15 protein-coding genes are annotated in these 14,029 nt (G+C 66.5%); 4 read left to right on the top strand and 11 right to left on the bottom strand.

Annotated elements, in window-relative coordinates; translation table 11 throughout:
• Nucleotides 1-2: 2 nt before the first annotated feature.
• The 7 genes from HU735_RS19870 to HU735_RS19840 all read right to left on the bottom strand — a co-directional run bounded on the left by HU735_RS19870 (nucleotide 3) and on the right by HU735_RS19840 (nucleotide 7,259).
• A complete protein-coding gene (locus HU735_RS19870; RefSeq protein WP_186714896.1) occupies nucleotides 3-368 on the bottom strand; it encodes a Na+/H+ antiporter subunit G in 366 nt (121 codons plus the stop codon).
• Nucleotides 365-643, bottom strand: a complete 279-nt coding sequence (locus tag HU735_RS19865) for a K+/H+ antiporter subunit F (RefSeq protein WP_011534656.1) — start codon at nucleotides 641-643, stop codon at nucleotides 365-367. Before HU735_RS19865 ends, HU735_RS19870 begins: the two co-directional genes overlap by 4 nt.
• The gene (locus HU735_RS19860; RefSeq protein ID WP_186714895.1) at nucleotides 640-1,128 is read right to left on the bottom strand and encodes a Na+/H+ antiporter subunit E; all 489 of its coding nucleotides are present in this window, start codon (nucleotides 1,126-1,128) and stop codon (nucleotides 640-642) included. The genes HU735_RS19865 and HU735_RS19860 overlap by 4 nt, the downstream gene beginning before the upstream one ends.
• The gene (locus HU735_RS19855) at nucleotides 1,125-2,804 is read right to left on the bottom strand and encodes a monovalent cation/H+ antiporter subunit D (RefSeq protein WP_186714894.1); all 1,680 of its coding nucleotides are present in this window, start codon (nucleotides 2,802-2,804) and stop codon (nucleotides 1,125-1,127) included. The genes HU735_RS19860 and HU735_RS19855 overlap by 4 nt, the downstream gene beginning before the upstream one ends.
• Nucleotides 2,801-3,145, bottom strand: a complete 345-nt coding sequence (locus HU735_RS19850) for a Na+/H+ antiporter subunit C (protein WP_028690551.1) — start codon at nucleotides 3,143-3,145, stop codon at nucleotides 2,801-2,803. The genes HU735_RS19855 and HU735_RS19850 overlap by 4 nt, the downstream gene beginning before the upstream one ends.
• Nucleotides 3,145-6,051, bottom strand: coding sequence for a monovalent cation/H+ antiporter subunit A (locus HU735_RS19845; RefSeq protein WP_050704996.1), 2,907 nt, complete (start codon nucleotides 6,049-6,051; stop codon nucleotides 3,145-3,147). The genes HU735_RS19850 and HU735_RS19845 overlap by 1 nt, the downstream gene beginning before the upstream one ends.
• Before the next feature lie 263 nt (nucleotides 6,052-6,314).
• Nucleotides 6,315-7,259, bottom strand: a complete 945-nt coding sequence (locus HU735_RS19840; protein ID WP_186714893.1) for a DMT family transporter — start codon at nucleotides 7,257-7,259, stop codon at nucleotides 6,315-6,317.
• Between the two features lie 84 nt (nucleotides 7,260-7,343).
• Here HU735_RS19840 and HU735_RS19835 point away from each other — a divergent pair, with 84 nt between their 5' ends.
• Nucleotides 7,344-7,907 (top strand): helix-turn-helix domain-containing protein, encoded by a 564-nt coding sequence (locus HU735_RS19835; protein ID WP_186714892.1) that lies wholly within the window; start codon nucleotides 7,344-7,346, stop codon nucleotides 7,905-7,907.
• A gap of 4 nt (nucleotides 7,908-7,911) precedes the next feature.
• On the opposite strand, the gene HU735_RS19830 is transcribed toward HU735_RS19835, so the two are convergent.
• Entirely contained in the window at nucleotides 7,912-8,460 is a 549-nt protein-coding gene (locus HU735_RS19830) for a cysteine hydrolase family protein (protein WP_186714891.1), read from the bottom strand.
• A gap of 82 nt (nucleotides 8,461-8,542) precedes the next feature.
• Between HU735_RS19830 and HU735_RS19825 the strand changes: the two genes are divergently transcribed.
• The gene (locus HU735_RS19825) at nucleotides 8,543-9,520 is read left to right on the top strand and encodes a helix-turn-helix domain-containing protein (protein ID WP_186714890.1); all 978 of its coding nucleotides are present in this window, start codon (nucleotides 8,543-8,545) and stop codon (nucleotides 9,518-9,520) included.
• On the opposite strand, the gene soxR is transcribed toward HU735_RS19825, so the two are convergent.
• Nucleotides 9,487-9,975 (bottom strand): redox-sensitive transcriptional activator SoxR, encoded by a 489-nt coding sequence (soxR, locus tag HU735_RS19820; RefSeq protein ID WP_186714889.1) that lies wholly within the window; start codon nucleotides 9,973-9,975, stop codon nucleotides 9,487-9,489. The two genes, HU735_RS19825 and soxR, sit on opposite strands and share 34 nt — an antisense overlap.
• A gap of 88 nt (nucleotides 9,976-10,063) precedes the next feature.
• Here soxR and HU735_RS19815 point away from each other — a divergent pair, with 88 nt between their 5' ends.
• Together HU735_RS19815 and HU735_RS19810 are read left to right on the top strand one after the other, a co-directional pair.
• On the top strand, nucleotides 10,064-10,444 hold the full coding sequence (locus tag HU735_RS19815; protein WP_186714888.1) for an antibiotic biosynthesis monooxygenase: 381 nt from the start codon (nucleotides 10,064-10,066) through the stop codon (nucleotides 10,442-10,444).
• A gap of 140 nt (nucleotides 10,445-10,584) precedes the next feature.
• On the top strand, nucleotides 10,585-12,387 hold the full coding sequence (locus HU735_RS19810; RefSeq protein WP_186714887.1) for an aminopeptidase P family protein: 1,803 nt from the start codon (nucleotides 10,585-10,587) through the stop codon (nucleotides 12,385-12,387).
• A gap of 40 nt (nucleotides 12,388-12,427) precedes the next feature.
• On the opposite strand, the gene HU735_RS19805 is transcribed toward HU735_RS19810, so the two are convergent.
• On the bottom strand, nucleotides 12,428-12,709 hold the full coding sequence (locus tag HU735_RS19805) for a hypothetical protein (protein ID WP_186714886.1): 282 nt from the start codon (nucleotides 12,707-12,709) through the stop codon (nucleotides 12,428-12,430).
• A 185-nt stretch (nucleotides 12,710-12,894) separates the two neighbouring features.
• On the bottom strand, nucleotides 12,895-13,782 hold the full coding sequence (rhtA, locus tag HU735_RS19800) for a threonine/homoserine exporter RhtA (protein ID WP_186714885.1): 888 nt from the start codon (nucleotides 13,780-13,782) through the stop codon (nucleotides 12,895-12,897).
• Nucleotides 13,783-14,029 lie beyond the last annotated feature (247 nt).

Here is a 14,029-nt window from a genome sequence, read left to right as displayed (position 1 = left end):
GTTCAGTTTCCGCGATCACGCCCGCTGCTGACTTCTTCCGGTACGTCCTCGCCCGAGGTGCGCTTGCGAAACAGCGCGGCCCTGGCCAGCAGCAGGGTGGTCACCGGCACGGTGATCGACAGCAGGATCGGGATCAGCCAGGCGTGCAGCACCGGGCTCTGCTTGAGCACCGAGAAGTACAGGATCGAGGCCAGCGCCACGCACCAGGCGCCGATGGTCGAGGCCAGCGCGGGCGGGTGCATGCGCTGGAAGTACTCCTTCAGGCGCACCAGGCCTATGGCGCCGATCAGCGCGAACAGGCTGCCGGTAAGCAGCAAGGCGGCCGTGACCAGTTCCAGCCAGAACGGCAATACCACGCTTTCGTTCATTCGATCACCTCGCCACGCAGGAGGAACTTGGCCAGGGCGAAGGAGCCGACGAAGCCGAACAGGGCGATCAGCAGGGCGCCTTCGAAGTAGGTGTCACTGGCGTAACGGATGCCCAGCACCAGCATCATCAGCATGCCGAGGATGTACAGGTAGTCCAGGGCCAGTACCCGGTCCTGGGCGGACGGGCCGCGGAACAGCCGGATCAGCGTCAGGCCCATGGCCAGGGCGAAGATGAACAGGCTGGCGAGGACGGCATTGGCAAGCAGGCCGCTCATTCGAAGATCTCCATCAGCGGGCGTTCATAGGTGTGTTTGAAGTGTTCGACGAACGCCGGTTCGTCGTCCAGGTCGAACACGTGCAGCAGCAGTACGCTGCGGTCCAGGGCCAGCTCCGACCAGATGGTGCCCGGCACCACGGTGGTGATCATCGACAGCGCCGCCAGGCCGTGCGCGTCGCGCAGGTCCAGGGGAATGTGCACGAACGCCGAGCGCGGTGGCGTGCTACCGGCGCGCAGGACGCCACGGGCGACCTGCAGGTTGGAATGGATCACGTCGAGGCCGACCCGGCCAATCAGCTTGACGATCACCCAGGGCCGGCGCACGTGGGCATGCTGCGGGCGCAGCGGCGCCATCAGGATCGGTGCGAGGATGCCCAGCAGGGCACCCAGCAGCAGGTTGCCCGGGCTGACCGACAGATTGAGCAGCAGCCACAGCACGAACAGCGCGACGGACAGCAGCGGCGCGGGGAACAGTCGGTTCATGGCTGCACCTCCAGGCCGGCGGTGGTCGGGCCGAGCAGTGGCCGGGTCGACATCACGGCCTTGATGTAGGCCTCCGGCGTGCGCAGGCTGGCGGCGGTGTCCTGGGTGTAGCGCAGCAGCGGCTCGGCCTTGAGGCTGAGGAAGATGCACAGGCCCAGGAGGATGACAATGGGTACGCATTCATAGCGGCGCAGCACCGGGGAGGGGCGCTCCTCGGGCTTCCAGAAGCGCTGGATGCCGACACGGCCGAAGGCGATCAGCGAGGCCATGCCGGACAGCACCAGCAGGGTGACCAGGGTCCAGCCCGCGGCGCCCAGCGGTTGCTCCGGGGCAATGCCCAGGCCTTGCGGGTTGAACAGCGCGCTGATCAGGTTGAGCTTGCCGATGAAGCCCGACAGCGGCGGCATGCCGATGATCAGCAGGGCGCAGGCGATGAAGCTCAGGCCGAGGAAGGCCATGGTCCAGGGAATGATCTGGCCGATCACCACCTGCTGCTCGTCGTCCAGGTTGATGCCTTTGGGCGGATGCAGCGACTCCAGGGGCGAGGGCATCGCATCTTCTTCATCGTCCAGCGGCGCCTCGTTGGCCGAACGCGAGCGCTCCACCAGCTCGGCCAGCAGGAACAGCGCGCACAGGGCCAGGGTGGAGCTTGCCAGGTAGAACAGCGCGGCGCCGGTCAGGATCGACTGGCCGAAGCCGACGGCGGCCAGCAGCGTGCCGGCGGACATCAGGATGCTCAGGGCCGCCAGGCGCTCCAGGCGCTGGGCGGCGAGGATCGACATGGCCGCCACGGCCAGGGTCGCCAGGCCGCCGTACACCAGCCAGTCGCCACCGAAGAACGCCGAGGCGCCGGCTTGGCCGGAGAACAGCAGCGTCCACATGCGCAGGATGGCGTACAACCCGACCTTGGTCATGATCGCGAACAGCGCGGCCACCGGCGCGCTGGCCGACGAATAGGCCGGCACCAGCCAGAAGTTCAACGGCCACATCCCGGCCTTGGCCAGGAAGGCGATGGCCAGGATCGCCGCGCCGGCATGCAGCAGGCCGCGGTCGGCTTCCGGGACCAGCGGCACTTTCAGCGCCAGGTCGGCCATGTTCAGGGTGCCGGTCACGCCATAGAGCATGGCCGCGCCGACCAGGAACAGCGACGAGGCGAACAGGTTGATGGCGATGTAGTGCAGCCCAGCCTTGACCCGCGCCCGCCCCGAGCCATGCAGCAGCAGGCCGTAGGAGGCCGCCAGCAGCACCTCGAAGAACACGAACAGGTTGAACAGGTCGGCGGTGAGGAAGGCGCCGTACAGGCCCATCAGCTGGATCTGGAACAGCGCATGGAAGCTGGCCCCGGCGCCATCCCAGCGTGCCCGGGCGAACAGCAGGGCGCTCAAGCCGACGATGCCGGTGAGGGTGAGCAGCAGCGCCGACAGGTGATCGACCACCAGGGCGATACCAAACGGCGCCGGCCAGTTGCCCGGCAGGTAGACGCCGATGGACTCGGCCTGGCCCTGGGTGCGCACCCACATCAACAAGGTGATGGCGATGCCCAGGCCGACGGCGGTGGACAGCAGGTTCAAGCGCGCCTTGAGCCAGCGGTGCTTCTCGCCAATCAGCAGCATCAATGAGGCGGTGATCAGCGGCAGCAGGATCGGCGCGATGATCAGTTGGTTCATCCCGCTCATTCCTCACGCTCCCGGCCATCGACGTGGTCGGTCCCGGTCAGGCCGCGGGAAGCCAGCAGCACCACTAGGAACAGCGCAGTCATGGCGAAGCTGATGACGATCGCGGTGAGCACCAGTGCCTGGGGCAGCGGGTCGGTGTAGTGCAGCAGGTCGTGGGGCACGCCGTCCTTGATGATCGGCTCCTTGCCGATGAACAGGCTGCCCATGCTGAAGATGAACAGGTTGACCCCGTAGGACAGCAGGCACAGGCCCATGATCACCTGGTAGGTTCGCGGGCGCAGGACCAGCCAGACCCCGGAGGCGGCCAGGACGCCGATGGCGACTGCAATGACTTCTTCCATCAGGCGGCTCCTGCTTGGCTGGACTTGGCGGGGCGGTAGGCGCGCACCGACTGGTGGGCCAGGGCGGTGAGAATGAGCAGGGTCGAGCCGACCACCACGGTGTAGACGCCGATGTCGAAGAACAGCGCGCTGGCCACGTGCACGTCACCCAGCAGCGGCAGGTGCAGGTGGGCGGTGTGGGTGGTCAGGAACGGGTAGCCCAGCAGCATCGCCCCGGCGCCGGTGAGGGTGGCGCAGAGCAGGCCGGTGCCCATCCAGCGCAGCGGACGCAGGCTCATCTGCGCCTCCACCCACTGGGTGCCGGCGACCATGTACTGCAGGATGAACGCCACCGACATCACCAGGCCGGCGACGAAGCCGCCACCCGGCTGGTTGTGGCCGCGCATGAACAGGTACATCGACACCAGCAGGGCGATCGGCAGCAGCAGGCGCACCAGGGCGGCCGGCACCATCATGAAGCCGAGCGCGGTGTCGGTGGCCTGACGCGGGTTGACCAGGTCGGTGACCACGTCCGGCGCAAGTAAACGCTGCTGGGCCGGCAACTGCATGCTCTCCTTCGGCGGGCGGAAGCGGCGCAGCAGGGCGAACACGGTCAGCGCCACGGCCACCAGCACGGTGACCTCGCCGAGGGTGTCGAAGCCGCGGAAGTCCACCAGCATCACGTTGACCACGTTGCTGCCGCCGCCCTGGGGCAAGGCACGGCTGAGGTAGAACGATGAGATGTCGTTAGGCGTCGGACGGGTCAGCATGGCGTATGACAGCAGCGCCATGCCGCCGCCGACCAGTACCGCCAGCACCAGGTCGCGCAGGCGCCGCAGGCGTGCGCGGTCCTGGCTGCCAGGCAGCGGCGACACGCCTTCGATACGCCGTGGCAGCCAGCGCAGGCCAAGCAGGATCAGCACGGTGGTGACCACCTCGACCGCCAGCTGGGTCAGTGCCAGGTCCGGCGCGGAGAACCAGACGAAGGTGATGCAGGTCATCAGGCCGCAGACGCCGACCATGATCAAGGCGGCCAGTCGGTGGTACTTGGCCTGGTAGGCGGCGCCGATGGCGCAGGCGATGGCGATCAGCCAGAGCGCGACGAACACGCCGGAGCCCGGGATCTTCGGCCGGTCGCCCCAGCTCAGGCCGCTGTACAGCAACGGCACCAGGCCGGCGACGAAGGCCGCCAGCACCAGCATGAACAATTGCGTCTGCAGGCGCTTGGTGGTCAGCAGCCGCTCGGCATGCCGGGCCAGCAGCATCAGGCGCACCAGGCCGTGCTCGAACAGACGCTTGCCGTTGAAACGCTCGATCAGCGGTGGGTAGGGGAAGCGGCCGCGCTGCAGCTGCTTGCGTAGCAGCAGGTAGAGCACGATACCGCCGGTCATGGCGATCAGGCTCATCATCAGTGGCGCGTTCCAACCGTGCCAGATGGCCAGGCTGTATTCCGGCAGCACGCCACCCACCACGGGGGTCGCGGCCGCGGCCAGCAGCGGGCCGACCGATTGCGCCGGGAAGATGCCGACCACCAGGCAGGTGAGCACCAGCAGTTCGACCGGCGCGCGCATCCAGCGTGGTGGCTCGTGAGGCGTGTGTGGCAGGTCCTGGGCCGGTGGGCCGAAGAACACATCGACGGTGAAGCGCAGCGCGTAGGCCACGCTGAAGGTCCCGGCCAGGGTGGCGATCACCGGCAGGGCCGCTTCGACCCAGGCCGTGGAGGTGATGAACACGGTCTCGGCGAAGAACATCTCCTTGGACAGGAAGCCGTTCATCAGCGGCACGCCGGCCATCGAGGCGCTGGCGACCATGGCCAGGGTCGCGGTGAACGGCACCAGGCGGAACAGGCCGCTCAGGCGGCGGATGTCACGGGTGCCGCTCTCGTGGTCGATGATCCCCGCGGCCATGAACAGCGAGGCCTTGAAGGTGGCGTGGTTGAGAATGTGGAACACTGCGGCGACCGCCGCCAGCGGGCTGTTCAGGCCCAGCAGCAGGGTGATCAGGCCGAGGTGGCTGATGGTCGAATAGGCCAGCAGGCCCTTGAGGTCGTTCTGGAACATCGCGGCGAAGGCGCCGAGCAGCAGGGTGGCGGCACCGGCACCGCCGACGATCCAGAACCATTCCTCGCTGCCCGACAGCGCCGGCCACAGGCGGGCCAGCAGGAACACCCCGGCCTTGACCATGGTCGCCGAGTGCAGGTAAGCCGAGACGGGGGTGGGCGCCGCCATGGCATGGGGCAGCCAGAACTGGAAGGGGAATTGCGCGCTCTTGCTCAGGGCGCCGATCAGGATGAGGGGCAGCAGCACCGGGTACAGCGCATGCTGGCGGATGGTGTCGCCGGCAGCCAGGACCTTGTCCAGGTCATAGCTGCCGACCACATGGCCGAGCAGCAGGGCCCCGACCAGCAGGCACAAGCCGCCGGCCCCCGTGACCATCAACGCCATGTAGGCGCCGCGGCGGGCGTCGGCGCGGTGGTGCCAGTAGCCGATCAGCAGGAAGGAGAACAGGCTGGTCAGCTCCCAGAAGAACACCAGCTGGATCAGGTTGCCGGAGATCACCAGGCCGAGCATGGCGCCCATGAACGCCAGGAAGAAGGCGAAGAAGCGCGGCACCGGGTCCTGGGGCGACATGTAGTAGCGGGCGTACAGCGACACCAGGGTGCCGATGCCCAGTACCAGCAGGCTGAACAGCCAGGCGAAGCCGTCCATGCGCAGGACCAGGTTCAGGCCCAGGCTCGGCAGCCACAGGAATTCTTCGCGAATGACCCCGCCATCGGCGATTTGAGGGTACAGCAACGCCACCTGGACGGTGCCGACCAGAGCCACGAGCCCGGCAAGGATGGACTCGGCGTTGCGTGCGTTGTGCGGCAGTACAGCCGCCAGGCAACTGCCCAGGAAGGGCAGAAGCAATAGCACAATCAATGACATAGCGTTCTGTTCTGAGAAGTTTGCCAAGGATCATACGTGCCGGACGGTTGATCACCAACACGCAAGGGTTTGCAGGATCCTACAAATGTGCTGTGACAAGCTGTTTTTTTATAACAGTTTCTTTCAGAGCATAGCGGCTGATCGTGTGCTCGTGGCGCCGCAATCAAACCATGCGCATTCCCTGTGGGAGCGCGTTGGCTGCGCAATCATGGTTTCCTGCGCGAAAGTGCAGCCCAAAGTGCTGGGCGATAGGCCACAGGGCGCTACAACCCCGCCTCACGCTCACGCGCCTCATCATCCCGCAAGGCGTCGGCCTCATCCTGGCGACGGATCTTCAGCTCGCTCACTACCACCGCCAGCACGATCAGCAGCCCGCCGATCAATGCCACGCCCGGCAGACGCTCGCCGGCGATGCGCCCGACGATGCCGGCCCACACCGGTTCGCCAGCGTAGATCAGGGTGGCGCGGGTCGGCGAAACCGACTGCTGCGCCCAGTTCATCGCCACCTGGATCACCGCGCTCATGGCCCCCAGGCCCACCGCGCTTGCCAGCAGCAGCCAGGAAAAACCGGGCAGTTGCTCCTGGGTCGGCACGATCATCAGGAACGACAGCGCCGAGGCGGTGGCCAGTTGCACCACGGTGACCCGGCGCACATCGACCTTGCCGGCGTAGCGGCTGATCAGGATGATTTCGCCGGCAATCGCCACGGCGCTGACCAGCGTCACCAGTTCGCCTTCGCTGAAGTGCAGCGTGCCGCCCTCGGGCCCGGCCAGCAGCATCAGGCCGACGAAGGCCAGGCCGATGCCCAGGCTCGGCATCAGGCCCGGACGGCGGCCCAGTACCAGCCACTGCAGCAGGGGCACGAAGGGCACGTAGAGCGCGGTGATGAACGCCGACTGGCTGCTGCTGATGGTCTGCAGGCCCATGGTCTGCAAGCCGTAGCCAAGCATGATCGACACGCCGATGAGCACGCCGGCCTTGAGCTCGGTGAAGGTCAGCCCCGACAGCGAACGGGCCGACACCAGGCCGACGAACAGCGCGGCGGCGGCAAAGCGCAGGCCGACGAAGAACATCGGCCCGCTGACGGTCATGACGTTGTGCACGATCAGGAAGGTGCCACCCCAGAGCATGGTGATGAACACCAGCACCAGTTCGGCCTTGCTCAGGCGCAAGCTGACGGTGGGTTTGCGGGTGGGGGCCTGGCTCATGGTCTTGCGCACTCGGAAGGGGCGGCGCACAATTCGCCGCAAAGTGGGCAGTATACTGCGCATCCCCTACCAGTGAGCAATATAGTGCACAAAGATTCCGAGCACCGCGCATCGGTGCTGCAGCATGTCAGCCAGAACGTTCGTCGCCTGCGTGGCGACGCCGGCCTGAGCCAGGCCGCCCTGGCCGAGCGTTCCGGGGTCAGCCGGCGGATGCTGGTGGCCATCGAGGCCGGCGAGAAAAATGTCAGCCTCACCACCCTGGACCTGATCGCCGAAGCGCTCGGGGTGGCGTTCAGCACCCTGATCCAGGCGCCGGACCGCCGCGACCCCAGCCGCATCGAAGAGCTGGCCTGGGCCGGTGTGTACCCTGCCAGCCGCGCCGTGCTGCTTGGCAGCAGCCCGGCGCGACGCGAGGTCGAGTTGTGGGAGTGGACCCTGGCCCCCGGCGAGTGCTACGCCAGCGAAGCCGATGCCGCCGGCTGGAGCGAGCAGATCTATGTGACCGAAGGCCGCCTGACCCTGATCATCGAAGGGGGAGAGCGGCACTTGGGCAAGGGCGAGTTCTTCGTCTTTCCCAGCGACTGCCGCTACGCCTACCGCAACGACGGCCAGGAGCCGGTGCGCTTCGTGCGCAACGTGGTGATCTGAGCCCTCAACCGGCCAGCAACTCGTCGGTACTGGCCACCCTGGCGTAGGCGAATGCCAGCGCGGCCATTGCCGAGGCGTGCACATCGGCCGCCGCCACCGACTTGCCGTCGAACTCCAGCGCCAGTGTCGCGCAGGCATCGTGGGCCACGCTGACTTCATAGCCGAAGTCGGCGGCGGCGCGGGTCGCGGCATCGATGCACATGTGGCTCATGCTGCCGGCGATGGTCAGTGCCTTGATGTCGTGCTGGTCGAGCAGGGCCTTCAGCTGGGTGTCGCGGAAGCTGTTGACCTTGTGCTTCAGTACCACCGCCTCGCCGGCCGCCGGCGCGACCTTGGGATGGATCTGCGCGCCGGCCGAGCCTGGCGCGAAGAAGGGCGCGTCGGCGCTCTCGAACTCATGGCGCACATGCACCACCAGGTCGCCCCGCTCGCGGGCCGTGGCCAGCAACCGGGCGGCGTTGTCGGAGGCTGCCTCGGCGCCGTCCAGGGGCCATTTGCCACCGGGGAAGTAGTCGTTCTGGATATCGATGATGATCAGGGCGCGCTTGCTCATGGTGCCTCCTGCGGCAGTAGTGATGAACTGCCGATAGTTATAGGCTGTGGCGACCCGATCGAGGATAGGCGCGAGCGACACAATGACGGCAAAAACTGACAGCCTGGAAATCGGCGTGCTGATCTATCCCGGCGCGCAGAGCGCGGCGGTGCACGGCCTGACCGACCTGTTCGCGGTGGCCAACCGGGTCGCTGCGCAGCTGGGCGCACACGATCTGCCGGTGCTGCGGGTGACCCATTGGCAGCTCGATGGCGCGGGGCAGCTGCAGGTGGTGCATGACAGCCAGCCGGCAGGCGGCCATGCGCTGCGGGCGCTGATGATTCCGCCGAGCCTGGCGGCGACCCCGTCGGCCGAGGTGTTGCAGGCCCATCGCGCCGCGCTCTGCCAGGTGCACGGCCAGGGTACCGTGCTGGCCTCGGTGTGCATCGGTGTGTTCCTGGTGGCCGGCAGCGGCCTGCTGGATGGTCGGGCGGCCTGTACCCACTGGAACTATGCCCAGGCCCTTTCCGATCGTTTCCCCAAGGTGCGGGTGCAAGGCAGCCAGCCACTGCTCGACGACGGCGACATCGTCACCTCTGCCGGGCTGATGGCCTGGACCGACCTCGGCTTGCACTTGATCGAACGCTTCCTCGGCCACACCCTGGCCCGCGAGACTGCCCGCTATCTTGCGGTCGAGCCCTCGCCGGCGCCGCTGCCCGGCGCCCTGTTCCAGCCGCGTTTGGACCATGGTGACGAGGCGGTGCTGAAGGTGCAGCACTGGTTGCAGGCCGAGGAGGCCCGGGATGCTGGCCTGGCCGACATGGCCGGCTGCGCGGGCCTTGAGCCGCGCACCTTCCTGCGTCGCTTTCGCGCCGCCACCGGCCTGCGTCCCACCGAATACGCGCAGCAGGTGCGGGTCGGCCGGGCCTGCCGCTTGCTGGAGTTCACCCGGCGCAGCGTCGACCAGATCGCCTGGGGCGTCGGCTACCAGGACCCCAGCGCTTTTCGCAAGGTCTTCCAGCGCCTGACCGGGATGACCCCAAGCGACTACCGGCGGCGCTTCGCGGTCATCAGCGGCTGAGCTTCGCTGGTGGTCGGGTGCGGCCCCGGGCCTTCATCGGCGAGGCGGTCGTGGTGGTTGCGCAGCGGGCATTCCTTCAACGACATGCAGCCACAGCCGATGCAGCCGTCGAGCTGATCGCGCAGCATCACCATCTCGTCGATGCGCCGGCTCAAGTCGTCGCGCCAGCGCGCTGATAGGCGCTGCCAATCGTCGGCGGTGGGGGTGTGATCGCAGGGCAGGGCCTCCAGGGCGCTGGCGATGTCGGCCAGGGCGATGCCCAGGCGCTGGGCCATCTTGATCACCGCCACCCGGCGCAGCATGGCCCGTGGATAGCGGCGCTGGTTACCGGCGTTGCGGGTGCTGTGGATCAGCCCCTTGGTCTCGTAGAAGTGCAGGGCGGTCACGGCCACGCCGCTGCGCGCGGCCAGCTGGCCGACGCTGAGCAGGCGCTCCTGGGCGGAAGGGGGCTTCATCGGCAATAAAATCCTTGACCTTGAGTTAGCTGGAGGTTTTACCCTCCACGACCATCTGCTGCAAGAGCCCGAAACGAGGAGATGCGTCATGGCGGCCAACACCCAATCCCTGTGGTTCACCCAGATGATCGAGTACGACGTGCCACCCTTGCGCCAGGATGCCCTGGCCGAGGCCCTGGTGGTGCGCAGCGAGCACCTCGCGCAACGCTGCGACGGCCTGCTCAGCGTCAGCATCCAGGTCAGCGACGATGGTCGCCGGGTACTCCAGCACCTGCGTTGGCAATCGCGCCAGGCCTGGGCCGCCGCCGCCGGCTGCTTCATCGAGGAGCCGTTCCTCGACCTGCTGGGCGAGCATCAGGCCCGTGGGGTGAACTTCGCCGCGTACCAGACGCTGCGCAGCCTGGTGCGTGGCGCCGATGGCGGCCTGCATTGCCAGCTGGGTGCGGTGCTTGATGCCCAGGGCGCATAGCGGAGCATCAAGCACGGGGTGCCGAATCAGGGCACATGGGGCAATGCATGCCTTGTTACGGTCGCGGAGATTGCGGGCGCCTGCCGGCTGTTCCATTATCAGCGTCCTGGACCCGTCGACACCTATCCGCAGGAGTGCGCATGAACAGTCAGTACCCCCTTCACGAATCCATCCCGGCGCGCCTTGCCCGCGTGCGCGAGGTCATGGCCCGGGAGGGCGTGGATGCCCTGCTGGTGCCTTCGGCCGACCCGCACCTGTCCGAGTACCTGCCGGGCTACTGGCAAGGACGGCAGTGGCTGTCCGGGTTCCTCGGTTCGGTGGGGACGCTGGTGGTGACGGCAGACTTTGCCGGGCTGTGGGCTGACAGCCGTTACTGGGAACAGGCGGACAAGGAACTGGCCGGCAGCGGCATCGAGTTGATGAAGCTGCGCCCCGGCCAGCCGGGGGCGCTGGAGTGGCTGGGCGCAGAAGTGTCCGGTACCGTCGCGGTGGACGGCGCGGTCATGGCCCTGGCCTCGGCGCGGCAACTGGGCGAGCGCCTGCAGGCGCGAGGCGCGACGTTGCGCACCGATCTCGATCTGCTGGAGCGTGTCTGGGCTGACCGTCCCTCGCTGCCGGGCAATCCGGTGTATCAGCACCTGCCACCCTATGCCACGGTCAACCGTGCGCAAAAGCTCGCCGAGTTGCGCAGCACGCTGCGGGAGAAGGGCGCCGACTGGCATTTCATCGCCACCCTCGACGACATCGCCTGGCTGTTCAACCTGCGGGGCAGCGATGTCTCCTACAACCCCGTGTTCGTTTCCTTCGCGCTGGTCAGCCAGGACAAGGCGTTCCTGTTTGTCGGGCGTGACAAGGTCGATGACCACCTGCGCCAGGTGCTGGCGGCTGATGGCATCGAGGTTCGCGACTACGCCGGGGTCAATGACGCGCTGGCCGCGATTCCGGCCGCGGCGAGCCTGCTGGTCGACCCGGCGCGGGTCACCCGTGGCCTGCTGGACAACCTGCACCAGCAGGTGCGGCTGGTCGAGAGTATCAACCCGACTACCCTGAGCAAGTCGCGCAAGGGGGAGGGCGACCTCGTCCATATCCGTCAGGCCATGGAGCAGGATGGCGCGGCGCTGTGCGAATTCTTCGCCTGGTTCGAAGCGAACCTTGGCGCGCAACCGATCACCGAGCTGACCATCGACGACCAGTTGAGCGCGGCCCGTGCCCGCCGCCCAGGCTTTGTGTCGCTGAGCTTTTCCACCATCGCGGCCTACAACGCCAACGGCGCGATGCCGCATTACCGCGCCACCGAAGAGTCCCACGCCGTCATCGAAGGCAATGGTCTGCTGTTGATCGACTCGGGTGGCCAGTATCTGGGCGGGACCACCGATATCACCCGCATGGTGCCGATCGGTGAGCCGAGCCATGAGCAGAAGGCCGATTGCTCCCGGGTACTCAAGGGCATGATTGCCCTGTCGCGGGCCAGCTTCCCACGCGGGATACTCTCGCCGCTGCTCGACGCCATTGCCCGGGCACCAATCTGGGCCGATCAGGTCGAGTACGGCCATGGCACCGGCCACGGTGTCGGCTATTTCATGAACGTGCACGAAGGCCCGCAGGTGATCGCCTACCAGGCTGCTGCCACACCGCAGACGGCCATGCAGCCGGGCATGATCAGTTCCATCGAGCCTGGGACCTATCGCCCGGGGCAGTGGGGCGTGCGGATCGAGAACCTGGTGGTCAACCGCGAGGCCGGTACCAGTGAGTTCGGAGAGTTCCTGAACTTCGAGACGTTGACCCTGTGCCCGATCGACACGCGTTGCCTACTGGTCGAGGCACTGGGCAGTGAAGATATCGCCTGGCTGAACCGTTACCACCAGACGGTGCGGGAACGCCTGGCACCGCTGCTCGAAGGCGAGGCGCTGGCTTGGCTGGAGCGGCGCACCGCAGCGCTCTGACTATGAAAAGGGCAGCCACTGGCTGCCCTGTTTGCATCTGTTACTTGCAGATCACGATCATGCTGCGGCTGGTATAGCCGGCGGGGTTGATGCCGAATACATAGTCGCCAGGCTCTTCGTCGGTGTCGCCGGAGCGGGCGATGACCTTGTAGCCCTTGCTGCTGCACGCGCTGGCGGCTTTGCTGTAGCACTTGTCCCACGACGAGGAGAGCCCCGAGCAGTTGATGTGCAGGCCCTTCTTCCCCCGCTTCACCTCGGTGTTGGCTGTCGCGGCGCATCCCGCGATGGCCAGGATGCCCAGGATGAGCAAAATACGTTTCATTCCTGTCCTTATCGGCCCGAGTGCTTTAACGGACCTGTCGTTTGCGCTTTGCCTCTTCCCTGATGATCCCCGGCGTCCATGTGCCGCACAGTAGATAGCGTCAAGATGATGATTGGGTGACAGCTTAATCAGCCACGCCGGGTGGTACAAGGTTGCAGGTCAGCTAAATGCAAATATTTCTCAAATCAGTCGGCGGCCACGGGCGGTGCTGTATCCCGTTTCATGGATAGGGTTGCGCCTACCGAGGCGGTGATGATGGCGAGAATAGCCAGCCATTGCCAGAGGGTGAGTTTCTCGCCCAGGAAAAGTAGCCCGGACAATGCGCCAAAGGCCGGTTCGATGCTCATCAGCGTGCCGAAGGTACGGGCGGGCATGCGGGTCAGGGCGACCATTTCCAGGCTGTAGGGGAGGGCTGTCGACAGGATGGCCACACCCAAGGCCACGGGTAGCAGCGCTGGCGTCAGCAGGGCGCTGCCGGCGTGGGCGATGCCAATGGGGGCGACGAACAGCGCGGCGATCACCACGCCCAGGGCTGCAGTCTGGATGCCGTTCTCGGCGCCGGCTTTTTGCCCATAGAGAATGTACAGCGCCCAACACACTCCGGCCCCCAGGGCGTAGGCGGCGCCGACCGGGTCGAGACTGGCACCAGCCTGGCCAACGGGAATCAGCAGCAGCAGGCCGGCGACCGCCAGGGCGATCCACAGGAAGTCCAGCGCCCGTCGCGAGGCCCATAGCGCCACTGCCAGCGGCCCGGTGAACTCAAGGGCGACGGCGATACCCAGTGGCACACTGCGCAAAGACATATAGAAGAGGAAATTCATGCCGCCCAGAGCCATGCCGTAGATGATCACGCTGCGCAGGGTGCTGGCGTCCAGGCGAGCGCGCCACGGGCGCAACAGCAGGAGCATGATGATGCTGGCGAAAATGAGGCGCAGGGCGGTGGTGCCCTGGGCGCCGACGACGGGGAACATGCTCTTGGCCAACGAGGCCCCGGACTGGATGGAGGCCATGGCGATCAGCAGCAGACCGATGGGGAACAGCGTGGCGGTCAAGCTGCGGTTTGGGGTGTTCATGAAGGTTTCCGTTTATTGTGCGCGCAAGGGTGCGCAATATAGTGCGCAGTGGTGGGCGGGTTGGCAAGGATGGGATGGGGAAGATGGTGTGAGGGCTGTAAGGCGCGGCAAGGGCGGTGGAGGACGCTTGGTAGCCCTGGCGCGGTCCTTTTCATATTCCTGAAATAAAAGGTTGACGCCCTGTCAGATCCCCTTATAATGCGCCCCACTTCCAGCGACATCGGAACGAAAAACTCCTTGAATATCA

This window comes from Pseudomonas sp. BW16M2 (genome assembly GCF_014268865.1).
In the GTDB taxonomy this organism is placed as follows: Bacteria; Pseudomonadota; Gammaproteobacteria; order Pseudomonadales; family Pseudomonadaceae; genus Aquipseudomonas; species Aquipseudomonas peradeniyensis.
This window is presented reverse-complemented; position numbering and strand designations above follow the sequence as displayed.

What these genes read in the sequence shown, in the direction of transcription:
- HU735_RS19815 (WP_186714888.1), top strand. Translation starts at nt 10,064, where the DNA reads ATGGCGGCCAACACCCAATCCCTGTGGTTCACCCAGATGATCGAGTAC.
- HU735_RS19830 (WP_186714891.1), bottom strand. Translation starts at nt 8,460, where the DNA reads ATGAGCAAGCGCGCCCTGATCATCATCGATATCCAGAACGACTACTTC.
- soxR (WP_186714889.1), bottom strand. Translation starts at nt 9,975, where the DNA reads ATGAAGCCCCCTTCCGCCCAGGAGCGCCTGCTCAGCGTCGGCCAGCTG.
- HU735_RS19860 (WP_186714895.1), bottom strand. Translation starts at nt 1,128, where the DNA reads ATGAACCGACTGTTCCCCGCGCCGCTGCTGTCCGTCGCGCTGTTCGTG.
- HU735_RS19850 (WP_028690551.1), bottom strand. Translation starts at nt 3,145, where the DNA reads ATGGAAGAAGTCATTGCAGTCGCCATCGGCGTCCTGGCCGCCTCCGGG.
- HU735_RS19805 (WP_186714886.1), bottom strand. Translation starts at nt 12,709, where the DNA reads ATGAAACGTATTTTGCTCATCCTGGGCATCCTGGCCATCGCGGGATGC.
- HU735_RS19840 (WP_186714893.1), bottom strand. Translation starts at nt 7,259, where the DNA reads ATGAGCCAGGCCCCCACCCGCAAACCCACCGTCAGCTTGCGCCTGAGC.
- HU735_RS19870 (WP_186714896.1), bottom strand. Translation starts at nt 368, where the DNA reads ATGAACGAAAGCGTGGTATTGCCGTTCTGGCTGGAACTGGTCACGGCC.
- HU735_RS19825 (WP_186714890.1), top strand. Translation starts at nt 8,543, where the DNA reads ATGACGGCAAAAACTGACAGCCTGGAAATCGGCGTGCTGATCTATCCC.
- HU735_RS19865 (WP_011534656.1), bottom strand. Translation starts at nt 643, where the DNA reads ATGAGCGGCCTGCTTGCCAATGCCGTCCTCGCCAGCCTGTTCATCTTC.
- rhtA (WP_186714885.1), bottom strand. Translation starts at nt 13,782, where the DNA reads ATGAACACCCCAAACCGCAGCTTGACCGCCACGCTGTTCCCCATCGGT.
- HU735_RS19810 (WP_186714887.1), top strand. Translation starts at nt 10,585, where the DNA reads ATGAACAGTCAGTACCCCCTTCACGAATCCATCCCGGCGCGCCTTGCC.
- HU735_RS19855 (WP_186714894.1), bottom strand. Translation starts at nt 2,804, where the DNA reads ATGAGCGGGATGAACCAACTGATCATCGCGCCGATCCTGCTGCCGCTG.
- HU735_RS19845 (WP_050704996.1), bottom strand. Translation starts at nt 6,051, where the DNA reads ATGTCATTGATTGTGCTATTGCTTCTGCCCTTCCTGGGCAGTTGCCTG.